The sequence below is a fragment of the Dyadobacter sp. CY312 genome (genome assembly GCF_021390535.1).
Lineage (GTDB): Bacteria > Bacteroidota > Bacteroidia > Cytophagales > Spirosomataceae > Dyadobacter.
In genome coordinates this window covers 150,836-168,298 of sequence record NZ_JAJUXG010000005.1, presented here as the reverse complement: position 1 = coordinate 168,298, position 17,463 = coordinate 150,836, and the positions used below count along the sequence as shown (strand labels likewise).

Sequence of the window (17,463 nt, the reverse complement as noted above, 5' to 3'; positions counted from 1 at the left end):
ATGAATATTCACAGGTTAGTACCGAAACAGTTTTCGGTAATCGGGATTCGGCTTGTCCTTATTTTTCTTACTTTTTCCACGCAGGCGCAGCAATATACTGCTCCCGCTCTCACTGAAAAAGGATCGTGGTCTATTGTGATCGTACCTGATCCACAGGGATACACCAAATTCAAAAGGAATCAGCCACTGCTGGATCTTATGACGACCTGGATTGAGGACAACCGGGAAAAGCTTAATATCGGACTGGTACTGTGTACGGGCGATCTGGTGGAACAGAATTACATCACCGAGTTGACAAGAGAAAACGGCGATCAACTAAGCACATCGCAGTGGGAATCTGTAAGCAGGGCATTTGGTAAACTGGATGGAAAGGTTCCGTACATTCTATGTACAGGAAACCATGACTATGGAACGGGCAGCAGCGAAAACAGATATTCGCAGTTCAACAGCTATTTCCCAACCGATAAAAATGCCTTGAACAAGAAAATTCTTGTCGAAATGGCACCTAACAGCGAAGGTGTAAAAACGTTAGAAAATGCCTGTTATGAGTTTAAGCCTGCATTCGGTAAACCTATGCTCATTTTCTCACTTGAATTTGCCCCCAGAAAAACAGTTGTTGAATGGGCTAAGAGCATAGCCGCACGCGAGCAATTCAAAAACCATTTGGGATTAATACTCACGCACAGTTACATGAGATCCACGGTTAAAGACAATGAACATATTGTCAGGGAGGACTATCCACCGGGTTTTACCGATGTTACGCTTGGCCGGCAGCTTTGGGAGCAACTTGTAAAGCCATCCTCTAATATCGGGATGGTCATTTGTGGCCACGTCATCGACCAGCCAACTCATGCCGGACATGTAGGTTTCCGCACCGACAAAAATGCCTCTGGAAAAGCGGTAAATCAAATGCTCTTTAATGCTCAGAATGAAGGTGGAAACTGGCGGGGTAACGGAGGTGATGGATGGATAAGAATTCTGGAATTTTCACCGGATCAAAAAACGGTAAAGGTCAGGACCTTTTCCCCCTTGTTTGCCATCTCACCTTCTACAAGGCATCTGGCATGGCGTACCGCTCCTTATGACCAATTCGAATTCCGCATTGAATAAATACTGACTATTCCTAAACAACTGACACCATCGGTCATAAAGCACTTTGACCGACATTAAACATTTAAAAATGATCTTTTTAACCAAACAGATTCTTCTGAGCCTGATACTATTGCTAGCGATAGTGCCGCAGTCATCCGCACAAACACAAAAAGCTAACTCTGATATTGGCACACTTAAAGTGATGTCTTACAACATCCGGATTGCCAGCCCCCCGTCGAAGGGATGGGGCTATACAGACCTGGCTGCTACTGCACAAGCAATACAAAAAGAAAAGCCGGATCTTGTTGCTTTACAGGAAGTAGACGCTTTTACCGACCGATCCGGAAAGGACATTAATCAGGCTAAAAAACTTGCAGAGCTTACCGGAATGTACTATCACTTCGCAAAAGCGGTGGACCGCAGCAACGGCGATTACGGCGTGGGCATACTTTCCAGGTTTCCAATCGAAAAGAGCGAAAGCTTTCGTCTGCATGTCAGGTCAACAAACCCAGAAAACGAAATTCGTGCAGTCGCTTTAATCACTGTAAAAACCAATTTGGGTAAGATGGTTTTTGTCTCGGCCCATCTTGATCATCTCAGTGACGATGAACGCAGTTATCAGATCACGCAGCTCAATAAAATACTTCTAAAATACAACAGACTGCCGATCATCCTGGGTGCCGATCTGAACACAACACCTGACAATGCTATCATAAAAAATCTGGGTAAATATCTTGAAATTCCTTGCCTGCAATGCCCGCTTACTTTTCCGGCAGATAGTCCAGGCAAAACTTTGGATTACATACTTTTAAGCCATAAAGCTCAAAAAAAATATGACAAGCTTTCCTATAAAACCGTTTCAGAAACCTATGCTTCTGACCACCTGCCGCTCGTAATGGTTATAAAGAAAAAATAAATTCCTTTTCCTTTTATATTCCTCAACCAAACCGTTACAAATTTTGACCAGTTATAAACTTTGGACAGCCGGATTACTTGGCTTGGTTTCGCTCTTTTTCTACACAGAAAAAACACAAAGGCAAATCTTCACGAACAACTCTTATGCATTGTCAGAAAAGCCAGACTCTACCCGATTTAGTTACAGCACATTGGCTTCGGGTTTTGATGAACCGATGCAAATGGCCATCCTTCCCAACTACGACGTTCTTGTTGCCGAACGGAAAGGAGCACTGCGGCTTTACAACGCAAAGGATAAAAAACTAAGTACGGTTGCCCACCTGAATGTTTTCAGCGGGATAGAGGACGGTTTGCTGGGTGTGGCAGCGGATCCTGACTATGAAAAAAACAACTGGATATACCTCTACTATGGACTCGGCGGCGACAAACATGTCAGTGAATTATCCCGTTTCGTTTACCGGGAAGGCAAACTGGATATGACCTCAAAAAAGGTGCTACTGGAAATTCCCACCCAAAGAACTTACTGTTGCCACTCAGCAGGTTATTTGACTTTTGACTCAAAAGGATTGCTTTACCTTTCAACCGGCGACAACACCAATGCCGAAGAAATTGAAGGTCATAACCCGACGGACGAGCGCCCGGGCCGACAACTTTCGGACGGACAGGCAACCTCTGCAAACACAAATGATCTACGGGGTAAAATACTGAGAATAAAACCTGAACCCGACGGCACTTATTCCATTCCGGATGGAAATCTTTTTGCAAAAAATGACCCGAAAGCCCGTCCGGAAATATACGTGATGGGTTGCCGCAACCCATTCCGCATGTCGGTAGATCCTAAAAACGGATTTGTCTATTGGGGAGACGTCGGTCCTGACACAGAAATACCAGCGCAGGAAGGAAAGCTCAGTTACGACGAAATCAACCAGGCCCGTCAGCCAGGATTTTTTGGTTATCCTTATTTCCTTGGAGCCAATGAAATTTTCCCCAAATATGATTTTGAAACAAAAAAGGAAGGACCCGGGAAAGACCCTGCTCATCCGGTTAACAATTCCCCCAACAACACGGGATTGAATAACCTACCTGCCGCACAGCCTGCTTTTATCTGGTATGGAAAAGGTCCCTCTAAAAATTGGCCTATGGTGGACAGAGGCGGGGCGAGTGCTATGGCGGGACCGGTTTATTACAGAGATTTTTATCCCGATGCGCCCTACAAATTACCACAGTATTACAACGGAAAATTACTGATTTACGACTGGATCAGAAAATGGATGATGGCCGTAACAATGGATGAAAAAGGAAACTATGTGTCCATGGAGCCATTTTTACCCCAGCTCCATGTTGTTGCCCCCATGGACATGCAAATTGCCCGGGACGGTGCCATCTACATGCTGGCTTACGGGACCAACTGGTTTGCAAAAAATACTGATTCAGGAATTATCCGTGTTGAATATAGTGAAGGAAACAGAAGACCAATTGCCGTTGCCAGCATTTCGGAATCAGTCGGTGCAGCGCCTCTGAAAGTGAAACTTTCCGCCAGTGGATCCAAAGATTTTGATCAGGGCGACCAGCTCATGTATAGCTGGACAGTAGGCAACCTGAAAATGAAAGGTCACGACGTGACGCATACCTTCACAAAGCCCGGCATTTATGATGTTCTGCTTACGGTAACGGATTCAAAAGGAGCCGGTAGTACGACTACTTCTCAGATCAAAGTCGGTAACCAGCCACCGAAAGTGACGATCGCCACCAGTGCCAATCAAAGTTTTTACTGGGACAACTCCGAGCTGGATTACAAAATAACCATCAGCGACAAGGAGGACAATCCGATTGCGAAAGGTCGTGTAAAAACCGCATTCAACTACCTGCCTTTTGGGAAAGACCTGGCCAGCGTGCTGTCATCCGGAAGCGAAGATGTACGTTATGCACAAACGAAAAAGTTGTATCTGAGTCTTGATTGCAAAGCATGCCATACCATGGAAACCAAGTCCATCGGTCCTTCTCTAAAAGCAATTGCAACAAAATACGCTGGAAATAAAAGTGCCGGAGCCATACTAGCAGACAAAATCCTAAAAGGCGGAAGTGGCAACTGGGGTTCGTATCCCATGCCCCCCCACCCTGATTTGTCTTTGGACCAGGCAACTGAAATTACAAGTTATATCCTGCATCTTAAGGACAAACAATCTAGGTTGCCCTTACAGGGAAAACTGGCTTTAAGCGAGCACATTGGCAAAGGAAACGAAGGCGCTTATGTCTTGCAGGCATCTTACACCGATGCGGGCACCAAAGCCATGGCACCGCTTAGCGCAAGCAAGCATATTGTGCTTAGAAGTCCTCAGATTGAGATGGAGGATTATTCAGAGGGCAATGTAGGCGTGGTGATCGCCACATTAAACACAGGTTATGTATCCTACCTTTCCAATATCAGGAACGGCAAATACGTTCGTTACGATGATATCGACCTGACAAAGATCAGCTCTATCAGGCTATGGGTACAAAAGCACGGAGCAGGCGGCCGTATCTCTGTGCGATCGAATGCGATGAACGGAATTGAAATTGGTTCAATTGATATTGAGAAAGGGCAGATCAGTGATTTAAAAACAGGATGGCAGCAAGTTGTAATTCCCTTAAAACCCTCGCCTGGTAAACAAAATGTATACTTCGTCTTTTCCAATCAAAACTCAGCAAATCCCATGTTCCATTTAGATAAGATGCTTTTTGAAAGGAAGGTGAATTGACATGGTGTTAGGGAAATCTTTGAAAATAAGAAAGTCTGGTGTTGATAACTTCGGTCTTTACGGATTGGAAGTGGTGATCACACTTGTGCTGTACCGTTTCAATAGATCACAATTTCACACCTTACCAACGTGCTGTTTTAACTAAAATATTAACCGAAATAGAAGTTGTGACAAGTGATCCTGAAATGTTTCATCGCATCCATAACTTCAGGAAGTTTTGAATTTTGGTGATACAAAAGCCTTGTAAAGTCTCAAAGCCATGGCCGGATTCCGTTTCATCCGGTCATGGCTTTTTATTATGGAAGCTGGTGATAAAATTCTAGTTGTTGCAGGCATTTAGCATATTGATATCTCAGTCTCATTTTTTCTGACACGGGTAATCAAGCGATGATGTTGGCGGCCTGTATACCTGACGTGCGTCATTTATTACCCAGCGGATGTAGTCTGGCTGGCACTATTTTAGAGCATCATGTGGTACCAATGCAGGCAGATAGAATTTGGTCTGGTCGCAACTGGCATCTTCACATTTCCATTGTCAATTCACAAGCTACCAGAATATGACCGCTCTGATCGAAAAATTTATTAGCCAGGCAAGCTACATTGCGATTTTTCTGCTAATGCTTCTTGAAAATATTTTTCCACCTCTGCCATCAGAAATCATCCTGTCCATCAGCGGCATAACCGCAGCCCGCGGTGAACTCAATCCTTTTCTTGCGGTGTTTTCAGCGACCTTAGGCTCATTGGCAGGAGCAGGTTTCTGGTATTGGGTAGGGATTACGGTCGGTCCTGATCGTTTGGAAAATTGGGTTGGCAGAAATGGTGCGTGGATCGGTCTTTCCGATAAGCCATACCAGAAAGCACTTGGTTTTTTCGACAAGCATGCCACCGCTGCGGTTTTCTGGGGAAGAATGGTACCAACTTTCAGAACTTTTATATCCATTCCGGCGGGACTTGTAGCGATGAAACTGGCAAAGTTTCTGCTTTACACCTTTGTTGGCACCCTTACCTGGTCGTCACTTGTCTTTTTTGTGGCTTATTATTTTGGGAATAAGTATGAAGGTACTTTTGACATTGTTGGAAAGTTATTTAATGCCATTTTTATAGGTTTGCTCATACTCTATGCTATACGCATTGTTAGGAATTGGTTCAAAAGTAGAAATAGTTGACCCGGATGATCATCAATCTAAATACAATCTCTCTGACAAAAATATTGTTGCAAAACCTTCCAGTGCCAGTCATGATTTTACAACCTCAACGGAATATCAATTCATTACCTCCAAAAAACCAGCGAATATTTTTGCTGATTTTTTCCTGTACACATCAACGGGCCAGGTGATAGTTGCCTGCCTCTCCATTCCCTCCCCTACAAAAGGAACCGCAACCAGAGAAGGATAATTGAACAAGGATGTTTTCATTAATACTGTGCACCACTTTCCGGTATCGGCCAGTTTCAGCAGCATATCAATGTCGTTGATTTCAATGGTTACATCCGGAATGATATCTGCCTCTGTAAGCACTTTATCCAGAAATGAGCGAATGCTGTACCCTTTTACAGGAAGAACGAGCGGTAAATTAGTCAACTGAGAAAGACTCACATTTCGGTATGAGGCAAAAGAATGATCCTTATGTACGATAAGTGACAAAACGGATTTAAAAAGCGGGTATGAAACGTGATTTGCAGACGGGATCACGGGTACAAAAGATAATGCGAAGTCCAGTCTCGATTCTGCAATTAGCCTTAACAACTCGGCAGAGGTGCCGAATTCAATCGTAATTTTGATCTTCGGATATATTTCAGAGAAACGGATCAGAGCCTGGGCAAGCAGCGGGGACAACCCGTAAGTCACGCCGATGGTAAGGGATCCTGCTTGTATATCATTGAGCTCTGCTATCATTTCCCGCCCGTCCTCTGACTTCCGGACGGTCTGCATTGCGTGTGGTAAAAATAGTCTCCCAGCTTCTGTAAGGAATACCCGCTTGGCAATCCTGTCAAAAAGCGGAATGCCTAGTTCATCTTCCAGTTGTTTGATCTGTTGGGACAACGTGCTCTGGCTGATATTCAGAAGATAAGCCGCCTCTGTAAAATTCGACCGTTCCGCGGCTTTGATGAAATATTTAAGTTGTCGCAATTCCATTGTCGAAAATACTAAAATTCTAATTTTTATCGATAAAACCGATCGATGTAATCGAAAAAAAGAGTTTAGACGATTGATTTTTGATCTGCAATTTTGGGAAAACAAAAACAACAACTCATGGAAATCCTACAAACACCTGAAAACGCGCTATCCCAATCAGAAGTGACAGCAATCATCAACGCCCCCATCGAAAAAGTGAATATTGCCGACTGGCTATTAAACCTTCCCGACGCGGAATATCAACGTTGTTCCACCAAACACATCGGCGCTGCCATATCTTCTACGTTTGATGGTCAGCCAGTATCTCTTAATGTCGAAACAATTGGAGATGCGCTGATGGTACAACATTACGTTGCCTTGGTTCACCAGCCTGACTATTGCAGAATGCTGTCAATATCTGACGCCATTTCTCCGGCCGGAAGAACTAAGGTGCAGGTTTTATGGGAACTTCGTGCAAAGAGAATAGACGATAACACTTGCGAATACATTAATACCATTCATGCCACCGCCACGCCGGAATTTTTTGAGTTTATTAACGAACATCATGTCAGTTTGGAGAAGGCACATGCGGCCAGACAACTCGCTTCTGAGGAACATAACAGGGAGGAAACACCGTTATTTGCCAAAAGCATAGAAAACAAGGCCTTAACAGGAAAATACAATCAGCCATTTTAATCGGCAATCGCTCAAACCTTCCAAAAGTCAGAATACACCTGCGTAATTTAGCTTTTATAAATCAGCATCTTACGTCACTATAAAGCCCCAAAACTGTCAAAGAACAATGGCAGTTTTGGAGCTTAACTGATATAACAAGTGCGAAGCTTCAAAGGATGATTAACCTTTTTAATACATCAGCTACATTCCGTTTATGTCTAATTGTTTTTGACGGATTTGGGACTGTGATAGGTTGGGGCAAGCGATCCATAGAATGGCTGGTCTACTCCAAGATCAATGAAGATATGATTCAGGATCACACCCGGATCGATCATATAAATAGTCAACTTGTGATTCCCCGGTTTCAGATCCGCTATATTGAAAACGCGCTGCGCTGAGTTCCGTAATACATTATTTTTCCACTCATCACTACGACCGAAGGTTCTGAAATTAAAACTTGTCCTATACAAAGAACAGACACCATCACCTGCAATCCAGGCAGCCGGCAGTTGGTTCTTCTAAGCTTTTCAGAAACACATGAAAAGTTGGTGGTAAAAAAAGAAAAATCCTGCAAATGTAATATTCACAGGATTTTTGGAAATATGTGTTTTTCAAGTGAAATGTCACATCACATACTGGTAGTTATTTACTTCGCAAGTTGCAGATCTGCTATACTTTTGATCCGGTTACGTTCCAGAAATGCGTCAATAGTTTCGAAATGCTCGATTACACGTTTGTCTTTAAACTCGAACACTTTTTGGGACAAGCCTTGCAAGAAATCGCGGTCGTGGGAAACGAGTACCAACGTACCGTCAAAATTTCTGAGTGCTTCCTTCAAAACATCCTTCGATTTTAAATCCAGGTGGTTCGTAGGCTCATCGAGAATTAACAGGTTTACAGGTTCCAGCAGCAACTTGACCATGGCAAGCCGCGTTTTTTCTCCGCCCGACAATACACTCACTTTCTTGTCGATATCTTCACCCTGGAACATAAAAGCTCCCAGAATGTTTTTGATCTGGGTTCTGACATCTCCTTCCGCTACCTCGTCAACCGTTTGAAAAATAGTCAGATTAGGATCCAGTAGAGATGCCTGGTTTTGTGCAAAATAGCCAACCTTCACATTGTGTCCAAGCTGGCAGGTTCCTTCCACATCGATCTGACCCATAATTGCCTTAATCATCGTAGACTTACCTTCACCATTCCGGCCTACGAACGATACCTTCTCCCCTCTTGAAATAGACATGCTTGCATTTTTGAATACAACATGATCCCCGTATGACTTTGACACGTCTTTCACCGTAACCGGATAGTCACCTGACCTAGGCGAAGGTGGAAAACGAAGCTTCAGTGCTGAATTGTCAATTTCATCAATCTCAATAATTTCCAGTTTTTCCAACATGCGTTCGCGGGACGAAACCTGATTGGTTTTGGAGTAGGTACCGCGGAAACGTTCAATAAACTGCATGTTGTCCGCAATCATTTTCTGCTGCTCCTGATAGGCCTTTACCTGATGCGACCTACGCTCCTCACGCAGTACCAGATAATGCGAATAGTTTGCTTTATAGTCAAATATCCGGCCCATGGTTACCTCAATCGTGCGGTTGGTAATGTTGTCGATGAAAGCACGGTCGTGGGAAATTACCATCACTGCATTGGCCTTATTTACCAAAAAGTCTTCCAGCCACATCACCGATTCAATATCAATATGGTTTGTAGGCTCATCTAATAAAATAAGATCCGGCTTTTGCAATAATATTTTGGCAAGTTCAATCCGCATACGCCATCCGCCACTGAACTCCTTGGTTTGTCTGTGAAAATCCTCCGGCCTGAATCCTAATCCTTTGAGGGCTTTCTCAACCTCTGCGTCGTAATTGACCTCTTCGAGCTGATAATATTTTTCACCGATCTCGGTAACCTGTTCGATGATCGCCATGTATTCATCGCTCTCATAGTCTGTACGGGTTTCGAGCGCAAGATTCAGCCTTTCCATTTCGGTACGCATTTCAAAAACCTGCTTGAATGCTTTGGCTGCTTCTTCGAAAACGGTACAGTTATCTTCGGTAAGTAAATGTTGCGGCAAATAAGCGATTACGGCGTCCTTTGGTGCACGCACATGCCCCCGATTCGCTTTTTGCTCACCAGCAATAATTTTCATCATTGTGGATTTACCCGCTCCATTTTTACCCATCAGGGCAATTTTGTCGGTAGGGTTTATAACGAAGGAAACTTCGCTAAAAAGGACAGAACCGCTAAATTCAACGGCCAAATTTTCAACTGTAATCATCTTCTAATTTTTTGAAGCCGCAAAGGTACAATGATACACCTGAAAGCAACGAAAAAAATCAACTTTTGAGCGTTGGGACCGTTTTAGATGAGATCAGAAGCTAGCCCGTGCGACTTCTTGCATAGAGCGTTAGCTGTAAATATTTTCACTTTCTTAACCTATTTTAGCTGCTGCAATTGGACTTTTAAAGTTATTAACGTGAATTAACTGGATATGGCTGCCAGTCAGTTACAATTTTAAAGCCAGGAGCCTTGGGTATATGAGCAATTTTTTTACTTCTATAATCCGTAAAAATCACCTCTCCCTTTTCCAAACATCTGATCAGTTTGTTTTTGTAATAGGTAGAGTCAGTAATGTAATCCGGTCTACTATCTTCCTCAATTTCTTTAAAATAAAGTATCAGTTCATAATTATTTCCATAACCTTGTTTTCCAATAGTGAAACGTCGACCACTTAAGTGTAGGCTATCCAAATCAACTACTAGTTCAAAGCTCGAATTTTCGTCGGGTGCCCTCGAACTAGTATCATAAATTGGGGTGAATACGGTGTCTTTATCTGTATCATTAAATATTTCAATATTTAAAAACCCTTGTGGACCATCATTGAAATCAACCTCTCGCTCATAATCCATGACTACTTTGCCTGAACAGTTCTTAAATGTAACTTCACCTATGTTTTTTTTCTGGCACCCCCAAAAAGCGCATATTATTAGAATACAAAATTTATATTTTATCATAGCCCATTTTTTTTACGTTCCCGAATCCAGTCGTCATAAACATGTTGTGATTTAAAGTATGGCGTAGTATGTTTCCAAGTTGGATGAGCTCTTTGAATTTCCATTGCTTTTATATGACTGCTTAACGCCCCACCTCTATAAAAGGGTTATTGGCTAGATGCTTAATTTAATAATCAAAAAAGTCCCTAAACTGAGGAATTCTGTCGGGAGTAAGCAAGGAATGGAATTGTCAATTCAAATCAGCTTTAAAACATTTATGATTACCGGGTTAGCATCTTCTGTTCGCCAGTTTAAAAACAGATCCGTCTCAAAAGGTAGCTGAATAAACCTGATACCCGGTACTTCATGCTTTTGGTAAGAATTGGGAAGTATTGAAATTCCTAACCCTCTTTTTACCAGGGCAAGAATGGTCGAACCGAATTCACAATGCAGATAAATGTCTGGAACGATATTGTAGGAAGCAAAAACCTGCTCAATAAGTTGATTATAGCTGCTATCGTTGCCGTCAGGTATAAGGATAAACTTTTGTAGCCTAAGGGTAGCTGCCGACAAATCACTGAATTGCTTGTAAGCATGTTTTTCAGGAACAACGATTGACAGTTGTTCAGTTTGTATTTTTTTGGTGCTTACTTCCTTATTAGAAGTAATATCTCTGGTGAGTACAAGATCAACTTTGTAGTTCAAAAGGTACTGCTGCTGGTTTTCGTAGAGCTGTACAAGTTCAATTTTAAGCCTGGGAAAAGCACCAATAATAGTCTGAACTATATCAGGCAAAATGGATGCTGAGATAGAATCAGGATAGGCGATTTTTACAGTGCCACTTTTACCCAACTGAATTTCCCTTGCTGTTTGATGAAGAAAATCAAGCTTATTGATTTCATTTTCCCACTTGTCTTTCAAAAACATTCCGGCCGGTGTCAGCTTCACGTTTCGTTTATCGCGATCAAATAACGGAACATCTAACTCGCGCTCCAATGACTGAATATGACGGCTTAAAGCAGATTGCGTAATATTCATCTTTCCGGCAGTCTTCCAAAAGTGCAGCTCCTGCGCCAATGCCAGGAAGTATTTAATTTGTTGAATGTCCATTGATGCAATTTAAGCATTAGTATATGACAATATAGCATTTTACTGAATTAATCAATGCGGTAACTTTGTATATGTGAAGGCATATTGTGCCGGTCACAAATGTTTATTCTCGAAATTGAATAATAATGAAACAAATCGAATACCTGATAAGGGCTTGTATACCGACAGATCTGGATAAACTGATGCAACTAATTGAGAAGCACGCAACATTTGAAAAGTCGGATTATACCAAAACCGATAAGCAAGAAAGATTAAAAGCCGCATTATTTGGTGAACAGGTACCACTCCATTGTATCGTATCAGAAGTGAACGGACAAGTGATTGGCTATGCGACCTATACTTTTGACTATTCCACCTGGGATGCAGCATGGTTTGTTTACCTGGATTGTCTGTACCTGGAAGATGATTTCCGGAGCTATGGTATCGGGCAGGTATTAATGGAAACGGTTAAAGAAGTTGGACGAACCCGTAACTGTGTCAACATGCAGTGGCAAACCCCTGACTTCAATGAAAGAGCGATCAAGTTTTACAAGCGTATAGGTGGTATCGGCAAGGATAAGGTAAGATTTACACTGCCGTTATAAGCAATGCGTGTGCATGGGGCTGTCAATTAAAACGACCAAGACGCTGCCCATCGGGAACAGCCTTGTGCACTTTGGAAAGGTGTCGGCTCCGTAGGGAAGGTAGTGGAATACTGGTGTTTGAAAGGGCCGGTTATATTTTTTAGACTACTGCTTTTAAACACGTGCTTTGCTTTCATTATCGGAATCTAAGCCATATGCCCTATTAAAATATCAAATTAAATTTACAATAAGCAAACCATGGAAAATATAGTAATCAGGAAGGTGACCCTTGGCGATATAGAATCCCTTCGGCAAATAGGCAGGCAAACTTTCGCCGAGACCTTTGCAGATAGCAACAGTGCCGAAAATATGGCAAAATACCTACGGGAACAGTTTGATATCAATAAACTGACAAGAGAAGTGAGTAATATAGCTTCACAGTTTTACTTCGCGCTGCTCGATGGTCAGGTAATCGGTTATTTGAAGTTGAATACCGGAAACGCGCAAACAGAAGCTGAATCAGATAATGCACTCGAAATTGAGCGAATCTATGTGCTATCCGGCTATCATGGTAAAAAAGTTGGCCAGTTGCTTTATGATAAGGCAATGCAGGTATCGCAGGAATTACAATCAACTTACGTGTGGTTGGGTGTCTGGGAGGAAAACCCCAGGGCAATACGCTTTTATGAGAAGAACGGTTTTGTAGCGTTTGACAAGCACATCTTTAAGCTTGGCGACGATGAACAGACCGATATCATGATGAAGAAGTATGTTCACAGATATATTAATTTACAACCAATTCTGGAAAATGACCGCATTGAAATTTATCCTTTAAAGGATGAAGATTTTCAGACGTTATATACAGTGGCCGCAGATCCGGAAATCTGGTCGCAGCATCCTAACAAAGACCGCTGGAAAAAGGAGGTATTCCTGACATTTTTTAAGGGAGCCATGCAAAGCGGAGGTGCATTTCGTATCGTTGATAAAGCGACCGGAATGGCGATCGGCAGTTCTCGTTTTTACGATTACAACAGCGAAAGAAATAGCATTTTTATAGGTTATACTTTTTTGGCAACAGCATACTGGGGCAAAGGCATCAATCAGATGGCCAAAACCTTGATGCTGAACCATGCCTTTCAGTTTGTCGACTCTGTGTCTTTCCATATCGGGGCGGAAAACATTCGTTCACAAATAGCAATCAACCGTTTGGGTGCGATAAAGGTCGGCGAGCAGGAGGTGACTTACTTTGGAGAGGCACCTAAGCTCAATTTTGTATACGAGATCAATAAAGCGGAATGGGAACAATTAGCTTTTGGAGTTTGACAATAAAATCGAAAATGGAGAAAAAGAATCTATACATATTGTTGCTGATTTTCGGCACCGCGTTTTGGGGCATATCATTTTCCGTAACCAAACTGGCAGTAGGTCATTTCTCTGCATCCACCTTTTTATTTTATCGCTTCCTGACTGCGACCGTAATTCTTTCTCTTATTTTTGCCGGGCAGTTCAAAAAGACCAACTGGAAGTCAGTAAGGAATGGAGTTGTGCTATCGGTCCCACTTTTATTCGGTATATATCTACAAACACAGGGGATCATGCGCACTTCGGCTTCACAGGCCGCCTTTGTCGCAGGGATGAGTGTAGTAATCATACCTGTAATTAAAACTTTTTTTCACAGGACTGTCGCCCCGGTCAGGGTATGGCTGGCTGCAATGGTTGCACTGGCGGGGCTATCCGTAATATGCGTCACTTCCAGCTTCTCGGTCCATATAGGAGATTTGTATACCCTGACGGGCGCCGTAGGTTTCGCTGTCTACCTCATCAGGGTGGAGCTGTATTCAAAGTCCGGGAATATCATCGCTACCGTTGTGCCCATGTTCGCGGCTTGTACCGTACTCATAGGTTGCCTGGCGCTGGGTGACAGTCAGGCCGACTGGATGCCTCAAAATACCAACTTTTGGATAGGAGTTGTTTTTTGTGCTGTGTTCTCTACTGCATACATGTATACTGTATCCAATCTTTCTCAGCGATACCTGAGCGCAGAAAGAGTATCGATCATCTATTTGTTTGAACCGATCTTTGGTGCTATTGCTGCTTTTTACCTATTGGGAGAAATGCTGTCCTGGCGATTGTTTTTCGGCGGCATACTTATCTTTGCTGCTACACTGATCTCAGAACTCAACGTCGGAAGAAATCTATTCAGATCAAAGCAGCGCAACAAAAATTACGCTGGCACCTAATTATCGATAAGCAAGTTAAATCTACATCAGATTGATGTCATCAGATTACATCCACCCAGGTGTTGGATCGCCAAAAAACCACAAAATGGTAAAATAGCTACCAGGTGCCACAGAAGCGCTGGTGAAGCAGCGTGTCCCGCAAACGTCTTCCGCGGGGACGTTTGCGAAAGGGCTTTCCAATAAAATGAAGAAAAAAGAAAATGCCAAAGAGGTCAGAAATAAGGTACTCGTTCTGTTATAACTAATTAGGGCACATTCAAGAACCTAAAATCATTTAAAGCAAATGCTTGTTTTCCATCAGGTAAGCTAATGCTTCTTTCACAGCTTGTTCCGGTTTTTTCGGATTAAAACCCAATTCATTTCTTGACTTGGAAATATCAAAATCCTGTTGCAATCCGGAGAACATAGCAATATCTTTTGTTGTAATTACAGGAGGTTTTCCGCTCAACTTTGCTGAAAATTCCATAAAGCCTGCGATTGCGTACAATACGAATTTAGGAACAGAACCAGGTACTTTGAGTTTCAGTTCGGGGTAAAGTTTTTGAGCAAGTTTGGTAGTATCCGTAATGGTCATACATTTTTCGTTGGCGAGGATATAACGTTCGCCCGGACGTCCTTTCTGTGCTGCAAGGTAACAGCCTTCTGCTACATCCTTGACATCTACCCAGTTCAATGTAATCTTCGTATCCATCGGGATCTGTTTGTTTAAAATCAGTTGCAGCACGCCATAAGATACATTCAAAGGAAGAAAGGCTTCACTGCCTATCATTGCTCCGGGCATAACGGATACCAGTTCTATTCCCAATTCTTTTGCCCGTTGAAAGGCGAGCTTTTCACCATCATTTTTAGAATTGTAATACATATCCCTGCGGTCGGAATTATAACCGTTGCTTTCTTTGGTGGGCAGATTGGTGTAGTCTAAGGCTGCAATAGAACTCACATAAACAATTCTTTTTACACCGGCTTCTACGGCAGCTTCTATCGTATTGCGGGTTCCATCCATATTAACATCGTAGATTTCCTTTTTTGGATCTTTTGCCCACAATTTGAAAGCAGCACCTACTGCATAAAACGTTTCAACTCCTTGCAAGGCTTTTACGAATGAAGCCTTGTCCGTAATATCAGCCTGAACTACTTCACAGTCCAAATCTTTGAAACAGTCTTTATTTTTGAAATTGCGAACCGTGGCCCTAACCTGAAATCCTTTCTTTATGAGTAGTCGCACAAGGTTATTTCCCAAATGCCCGTTTGCACCAGAGACCAATACTAAATTCTTATTTGTCATATCAATTGTTTTTAAATGATAAGACAAAGTTCAGCCTTGTATCTTCAAAATCACTTCACAATTGTTACCTAATGATCTGTTTGCGGATACGGCTCAAACTTTTAGGGTTCATCCCTAAGAAAGAGGCAATATACTGCATCGGAACATTATGCAGTACTTCGGGGTGCTCATCCATCAGTTTTAAATAACGCTGTTCTGCACTAAGTGTCGCCAGTTCTTTGGCGCGTTTTTCATTGTAGGATAAAGATTGCTGAAATACCAAAAAACTGAAATCTTTGAATGCGGGGCTTTGTTGGATAAGCTGATCAAGATCCATCTTTGTAATGCGTAAAAGCTCACATTCAGTAATGCATTCCAGGTTTTCATCAGATTTGCCCTGGCTGGCAAAATGAGTATAAGAAGTAATGAAACCAGGAGGACAATTGATATGTGTAGTCACTTCATCGCCCTTATCATTATAATGAAACAGGCGAACAAAACCTGACACAACAAAATACAAGTATCCGGGTATTTTTCCTTCTTCTTCAATCAGTCTGTTTTTCGGATATAAAACCGGTTCAAAATAGAGTACGCACAAATCCCTTTCCATGTCAGAAAGTTCAACGCCTTGCGTTATAAGTTGAATAAGTTGATTGTGCATAATTGGATTTAAAACTACTTTAAATTATTCTCTTTTTCCCATTTCTGCATGCTAACGCTGGCATTGTTATAGGATAAGGCAGTATTGAACGGTATCATTTTTCCCAATGCCCACTCTTATTGTACTACGAAACTTCATAAAGCCCATTGTTGGATTTATTTTCAATCACAGGTTCCTTGGTGTCGGATTTCGTGCCGGTTTTTCTACCAGACATAGTATTCTATTTTTCAGGATCGCAATCGCGACCCATCGACATTTCGCTTCTGGTACCATTGATTGAAATCCGCATGTATACAGGAAGGTTACCTGAGACATAGTTGCTGCGCTTTTTGAGATAGAAAAGCAGTGTGAAATTTTTAGCTAACATAACAACACGTTTTTTAAGTGAATAAAAATACGATTGCAGCTATCTAAAAATCAAGATGTTTATCTCGTAAACAAGCTGTAAAACAGATCAATACGCGAATTCTGGTGAGCACTTTTTAGACTCCCTTTCTGCTCACCAAATGCTCACCTTTTATTTGCGAATATTTGAATAATTTGGTGTATTTCAGACAAATAAAAAGCCTGTAAATATGTGATTTACAGGCTTTTTATGTATTTTGATATTGTATCTGGCGGTCTGGACGGGACTCGAACCCGCGACCCCATGCGTGACAGGCATGTATTCTAACCAACTGAACTACCAAACCAGACTTCGTTTCCGATCGTTATCGTTTAACGTGGTGCAAACTTAGAGTATTTTTTCTTATTGTCCTTCAAAAACATTCTAAAAATTTATGCTTTTTTTCGTAACTGCTGATTCTCAATTATATCCGTAACGATCCATTTCCGCATATTTTCAAATAAACCCATGATTACTGACCATTTTTTGAAACAATGCCACCTAATTGCTAATTTCAATCAATTTCAACGCATACCGCACCTTTCCAAGCACCGCATCATAAGTATCCAGAATAACCGCACTATGTTACCTTTCCGTAAGACCTGCGTCTACTTCATTGTATAGACCAAATTCCTCATTTGGTCTATTTTTATCGCCAATTTGTGTTTTCCAGGGAAAATTACTGCTTGGTACGATATTAGAATAAA

16 protein-coding genes and 1 tRNA gene are annotated in these 17,463 nt (G+C 42.1%); 8 read left to right on the top strand and 9 right to left on the bottom strand.

The window, feature by feature from the left end; all coding sequences use genetic code 11:
* From LZG71_RS08390 to LZG71_RS08375, 4 genes are all read left to right on the top strand, one after another.
* Positions 1-1,110, top strand: coding sequence for a metallophosphoesterase (locus LZG71_RS08390; protein WP_233818966.1), 1,110 nt, complete (start codon positions 1-3; stop codon positions 1,108-1,110).
* A 70-nt stretch (positions 1,111-1,180) separates the two neighbouring features.
* A complete protein-coding gene (locus LZG71_RS08385) occupies positions 1,181-2,008 on the top strand; it encodes an endonuclease/exonuclease/phosphatase family protein (protein WP_233818964.1) in 828 nt (275 codons plus the stop codon).
* Positions 2,009-2,051: 43 nt separating this feature from the next.
* Positions 2,052-4,745, top strand: coding sequence for a PQQ-dependent sugar dehydrogenase (locus tag LZG71_RS08380; RefSeq protein WP_233818962.1), 2,694 nt, complete (start codon positions 2,052-2,054; stop codon positions 4,743-4,745).
* A 557-nt stretch (positions 4,746-5,302) separates the two neighbouring features.
* Complete coding sequence (locus tag LZG71_RS08375; RefSeq protein ID WP_233818960.1) at positions 5,303-5,911, top strand: DedA family protein; 609 nt, start codon at positions 5,303-5,305, stop codon at positions 5,909-5,911.
* A gap of 96 nt (positions 5,912-6,007) precedes the next feature.
* Here the strand turns inward: LZG71_RS08375 and LZG71_RS08370 are convergent, their stop codons facing one another.
* Positions 6,008-6,880 carry a LysR substrate-binding domain-containing protein gene (locus tag LZG71_RS08370; RefSeq protein WP_233818957.1) on the bottom strand — a complete coding sequence of 291 codons (873 nt, stop codon included), beginning with the start codon at positions 6,878-6,880 and terminating at the stop codon, positions 6,008-6,010.
* Positions 6,881-6,997: 117 nt separating this feature from the next.
* Between LZG71_RS08370 and LZG71_RS08365 the strand changes: the two genes are divergently transcribed.
* Positions 6,998-7,555 carry a hypothetical protein gene (locus tag LZG71_RS08365; protein WP_233818955.1) on the top strand — a complete coding sequence of 186 codons (558 nt, stop codon included), beginning with the start codon at positions 6,998-7,000 and terminating at the stop codon, positions 7,553-7,555.
* Positions 7,556-7,752: 197 nt separating this feature from the next.
* Here the strand turns inward: LZG71_RS08365 and LZG71_RS08360 are convergent, their stop codons facing one another.
* The 4 genes from LZG71_RS08360 to LZG71_RS08345 form a co-directional block, all read right to left on the bottom strand.
* Positions 7,753-8,004: a hypothetical protein gene (locus LZG71_RS08360; RefSeq protein ID WP_233818952.1), complete on the bottom strand. Its 252-nt coding sequence runs from the start codon at positions 8,002-8,004 to the stop codon at positions 7,753-7,755.
* 176 nt (positions 8,005-8,180) lie between these two features.
* Positions 8,181-9,818, bottom strand: a complete 1,638-nt coding sequence (locus LZG71_RS08355; protein ID WP_233818949.1) for an ABC-F family ATP-binding cassette domain-containing protein — start codon at positions 9,816-9,818, stop codon at positions 8,181-8,183.
* A 193-nt stretch (positions 9,819-10,011) separates the two neighbouring features.
* Entirely contained in the window at positions 10,012-10,554 is a 543-nt protein-coding gene (locus tag LZG71_RS08350; RefSeq protein ID WP_233818947.1) for a hypothetical protein, read from the bottom strand.
* Between the two features lie 234 nt (positions 10,555-10,788).
* Positions 10,789-11,643 carry a LysR family transcriptional regulator gene (locus tag LZG71_RS08345; RefSeq protein ID WP_233818945.1) on the bottom strand — a complete coding sequence of 285 codons (855 nt, stop codon included), beginning with the start codon at positions 11,641-11,643 and terminating at the stop codon, positions 10,789-10,791.
* Positions 11,644-11,768: 125 nt separating this feature from the next.
* Here LZG71_RS08345 and LZG71_RS08340 point away from each other — a divergent pair, with 125 nt between their 5' ends.
* The 3 genes from LZG71_RS08340 to LZG71_RS08330 all read left to right on the top strand — a co-directional run bounded on the left by LZG71_RS08340 (position 11,769) and on the right by LZG71_RS08330 (position 14,446).
* Positions 11,769-12,227 carry a GNAT family N-acetyltransferase gene (locus LZG71_RS08340; protein WP_233818943.1) on the top strand — a complete coding sequence of 153 codons (459 nt, stop codon included), beginning with the start codon at positions 11,769-11,771 and terminating at the stop codon, positions 12,225-12,227.
* 237 nt (positions 12,228-12,464) lie between these two features.
* Positions 12,465-13,529, top strand: coding sequence for a GNAT family N-acetyltransferase (locus LZG71_RS08335; protein ID WP_233818941.1), 1,065 nt, complete (start codon positions 12,465-12,467; stop codon positions 13,527-13,529).
* 14 nt (positions 13,530-13,543) lie between these two features.
* Positions 13,544-14,446, top strand: a complete 903-nt coding sequence (locus LZG71_RS08330; RefSeq protein ID WP_233818940.1) for a DMT family transporter — start codon at positions 13,544-13,546, stop codon at positions 14,444-14,446.
* A 274-nt stretch (positions 14,447-14,720) separates the two neighbouring features.
* Here LZG71_RS08330 and LZG71_RS08325 read toward each other — a convergent pair whose 3' ends face one another.
* The 4 genes from LZG71_RS08325 to LZG71_RS08310 all read right to left on the bottom strand — a co-directional run bounded on the left by LZG71_RS08325 (position 14,721) and on the right by LZG71_RS08310 (position 17,063).
* Entirely contained in the window at positions 14,721-15,731 is a 1,011-nt protein-coding gene (locus tag LZG71_RS08325; RefSeq protein ID WP_233818938.1) for an NAD-dependent epimerase/dehydratase family protein, read from the bottom strand.
* 64 nt (positions 15,732-15,795) lie between these two features.
* Positions 15,796-16,371, bottom strand: a complete 576-nt coding sequence (locus LZG71_RS08320) for a Crp/Fnr family transcriptional regulator (protein WP_233818936.1) — start codon at positions 16,369-16,371, stop codon at positions 15,796-15,798.
* A gap of 220 nt (positions 16,372-16,591) precedes the next feature.
* Positions 16,592-16,738, bottom strand: a complete 147-nt coding sequence (locus tag LZG71_RS08315) for an Arm DNA-binding domain-containing protein (protein WP_233818934.1) — start codon at positions 16,736-16,738, stop codon at positions 16,592-16,594.
* Between the two features lie 248 nt (positions 16,739-16,986).
* Positions 16,987-17,063 (bottom strand) — tRNA-Asp (locus LZG71_RS08310).
* Between the last annotated feature and the right edge of the window lie 400 nt (positions 17,064-17,463).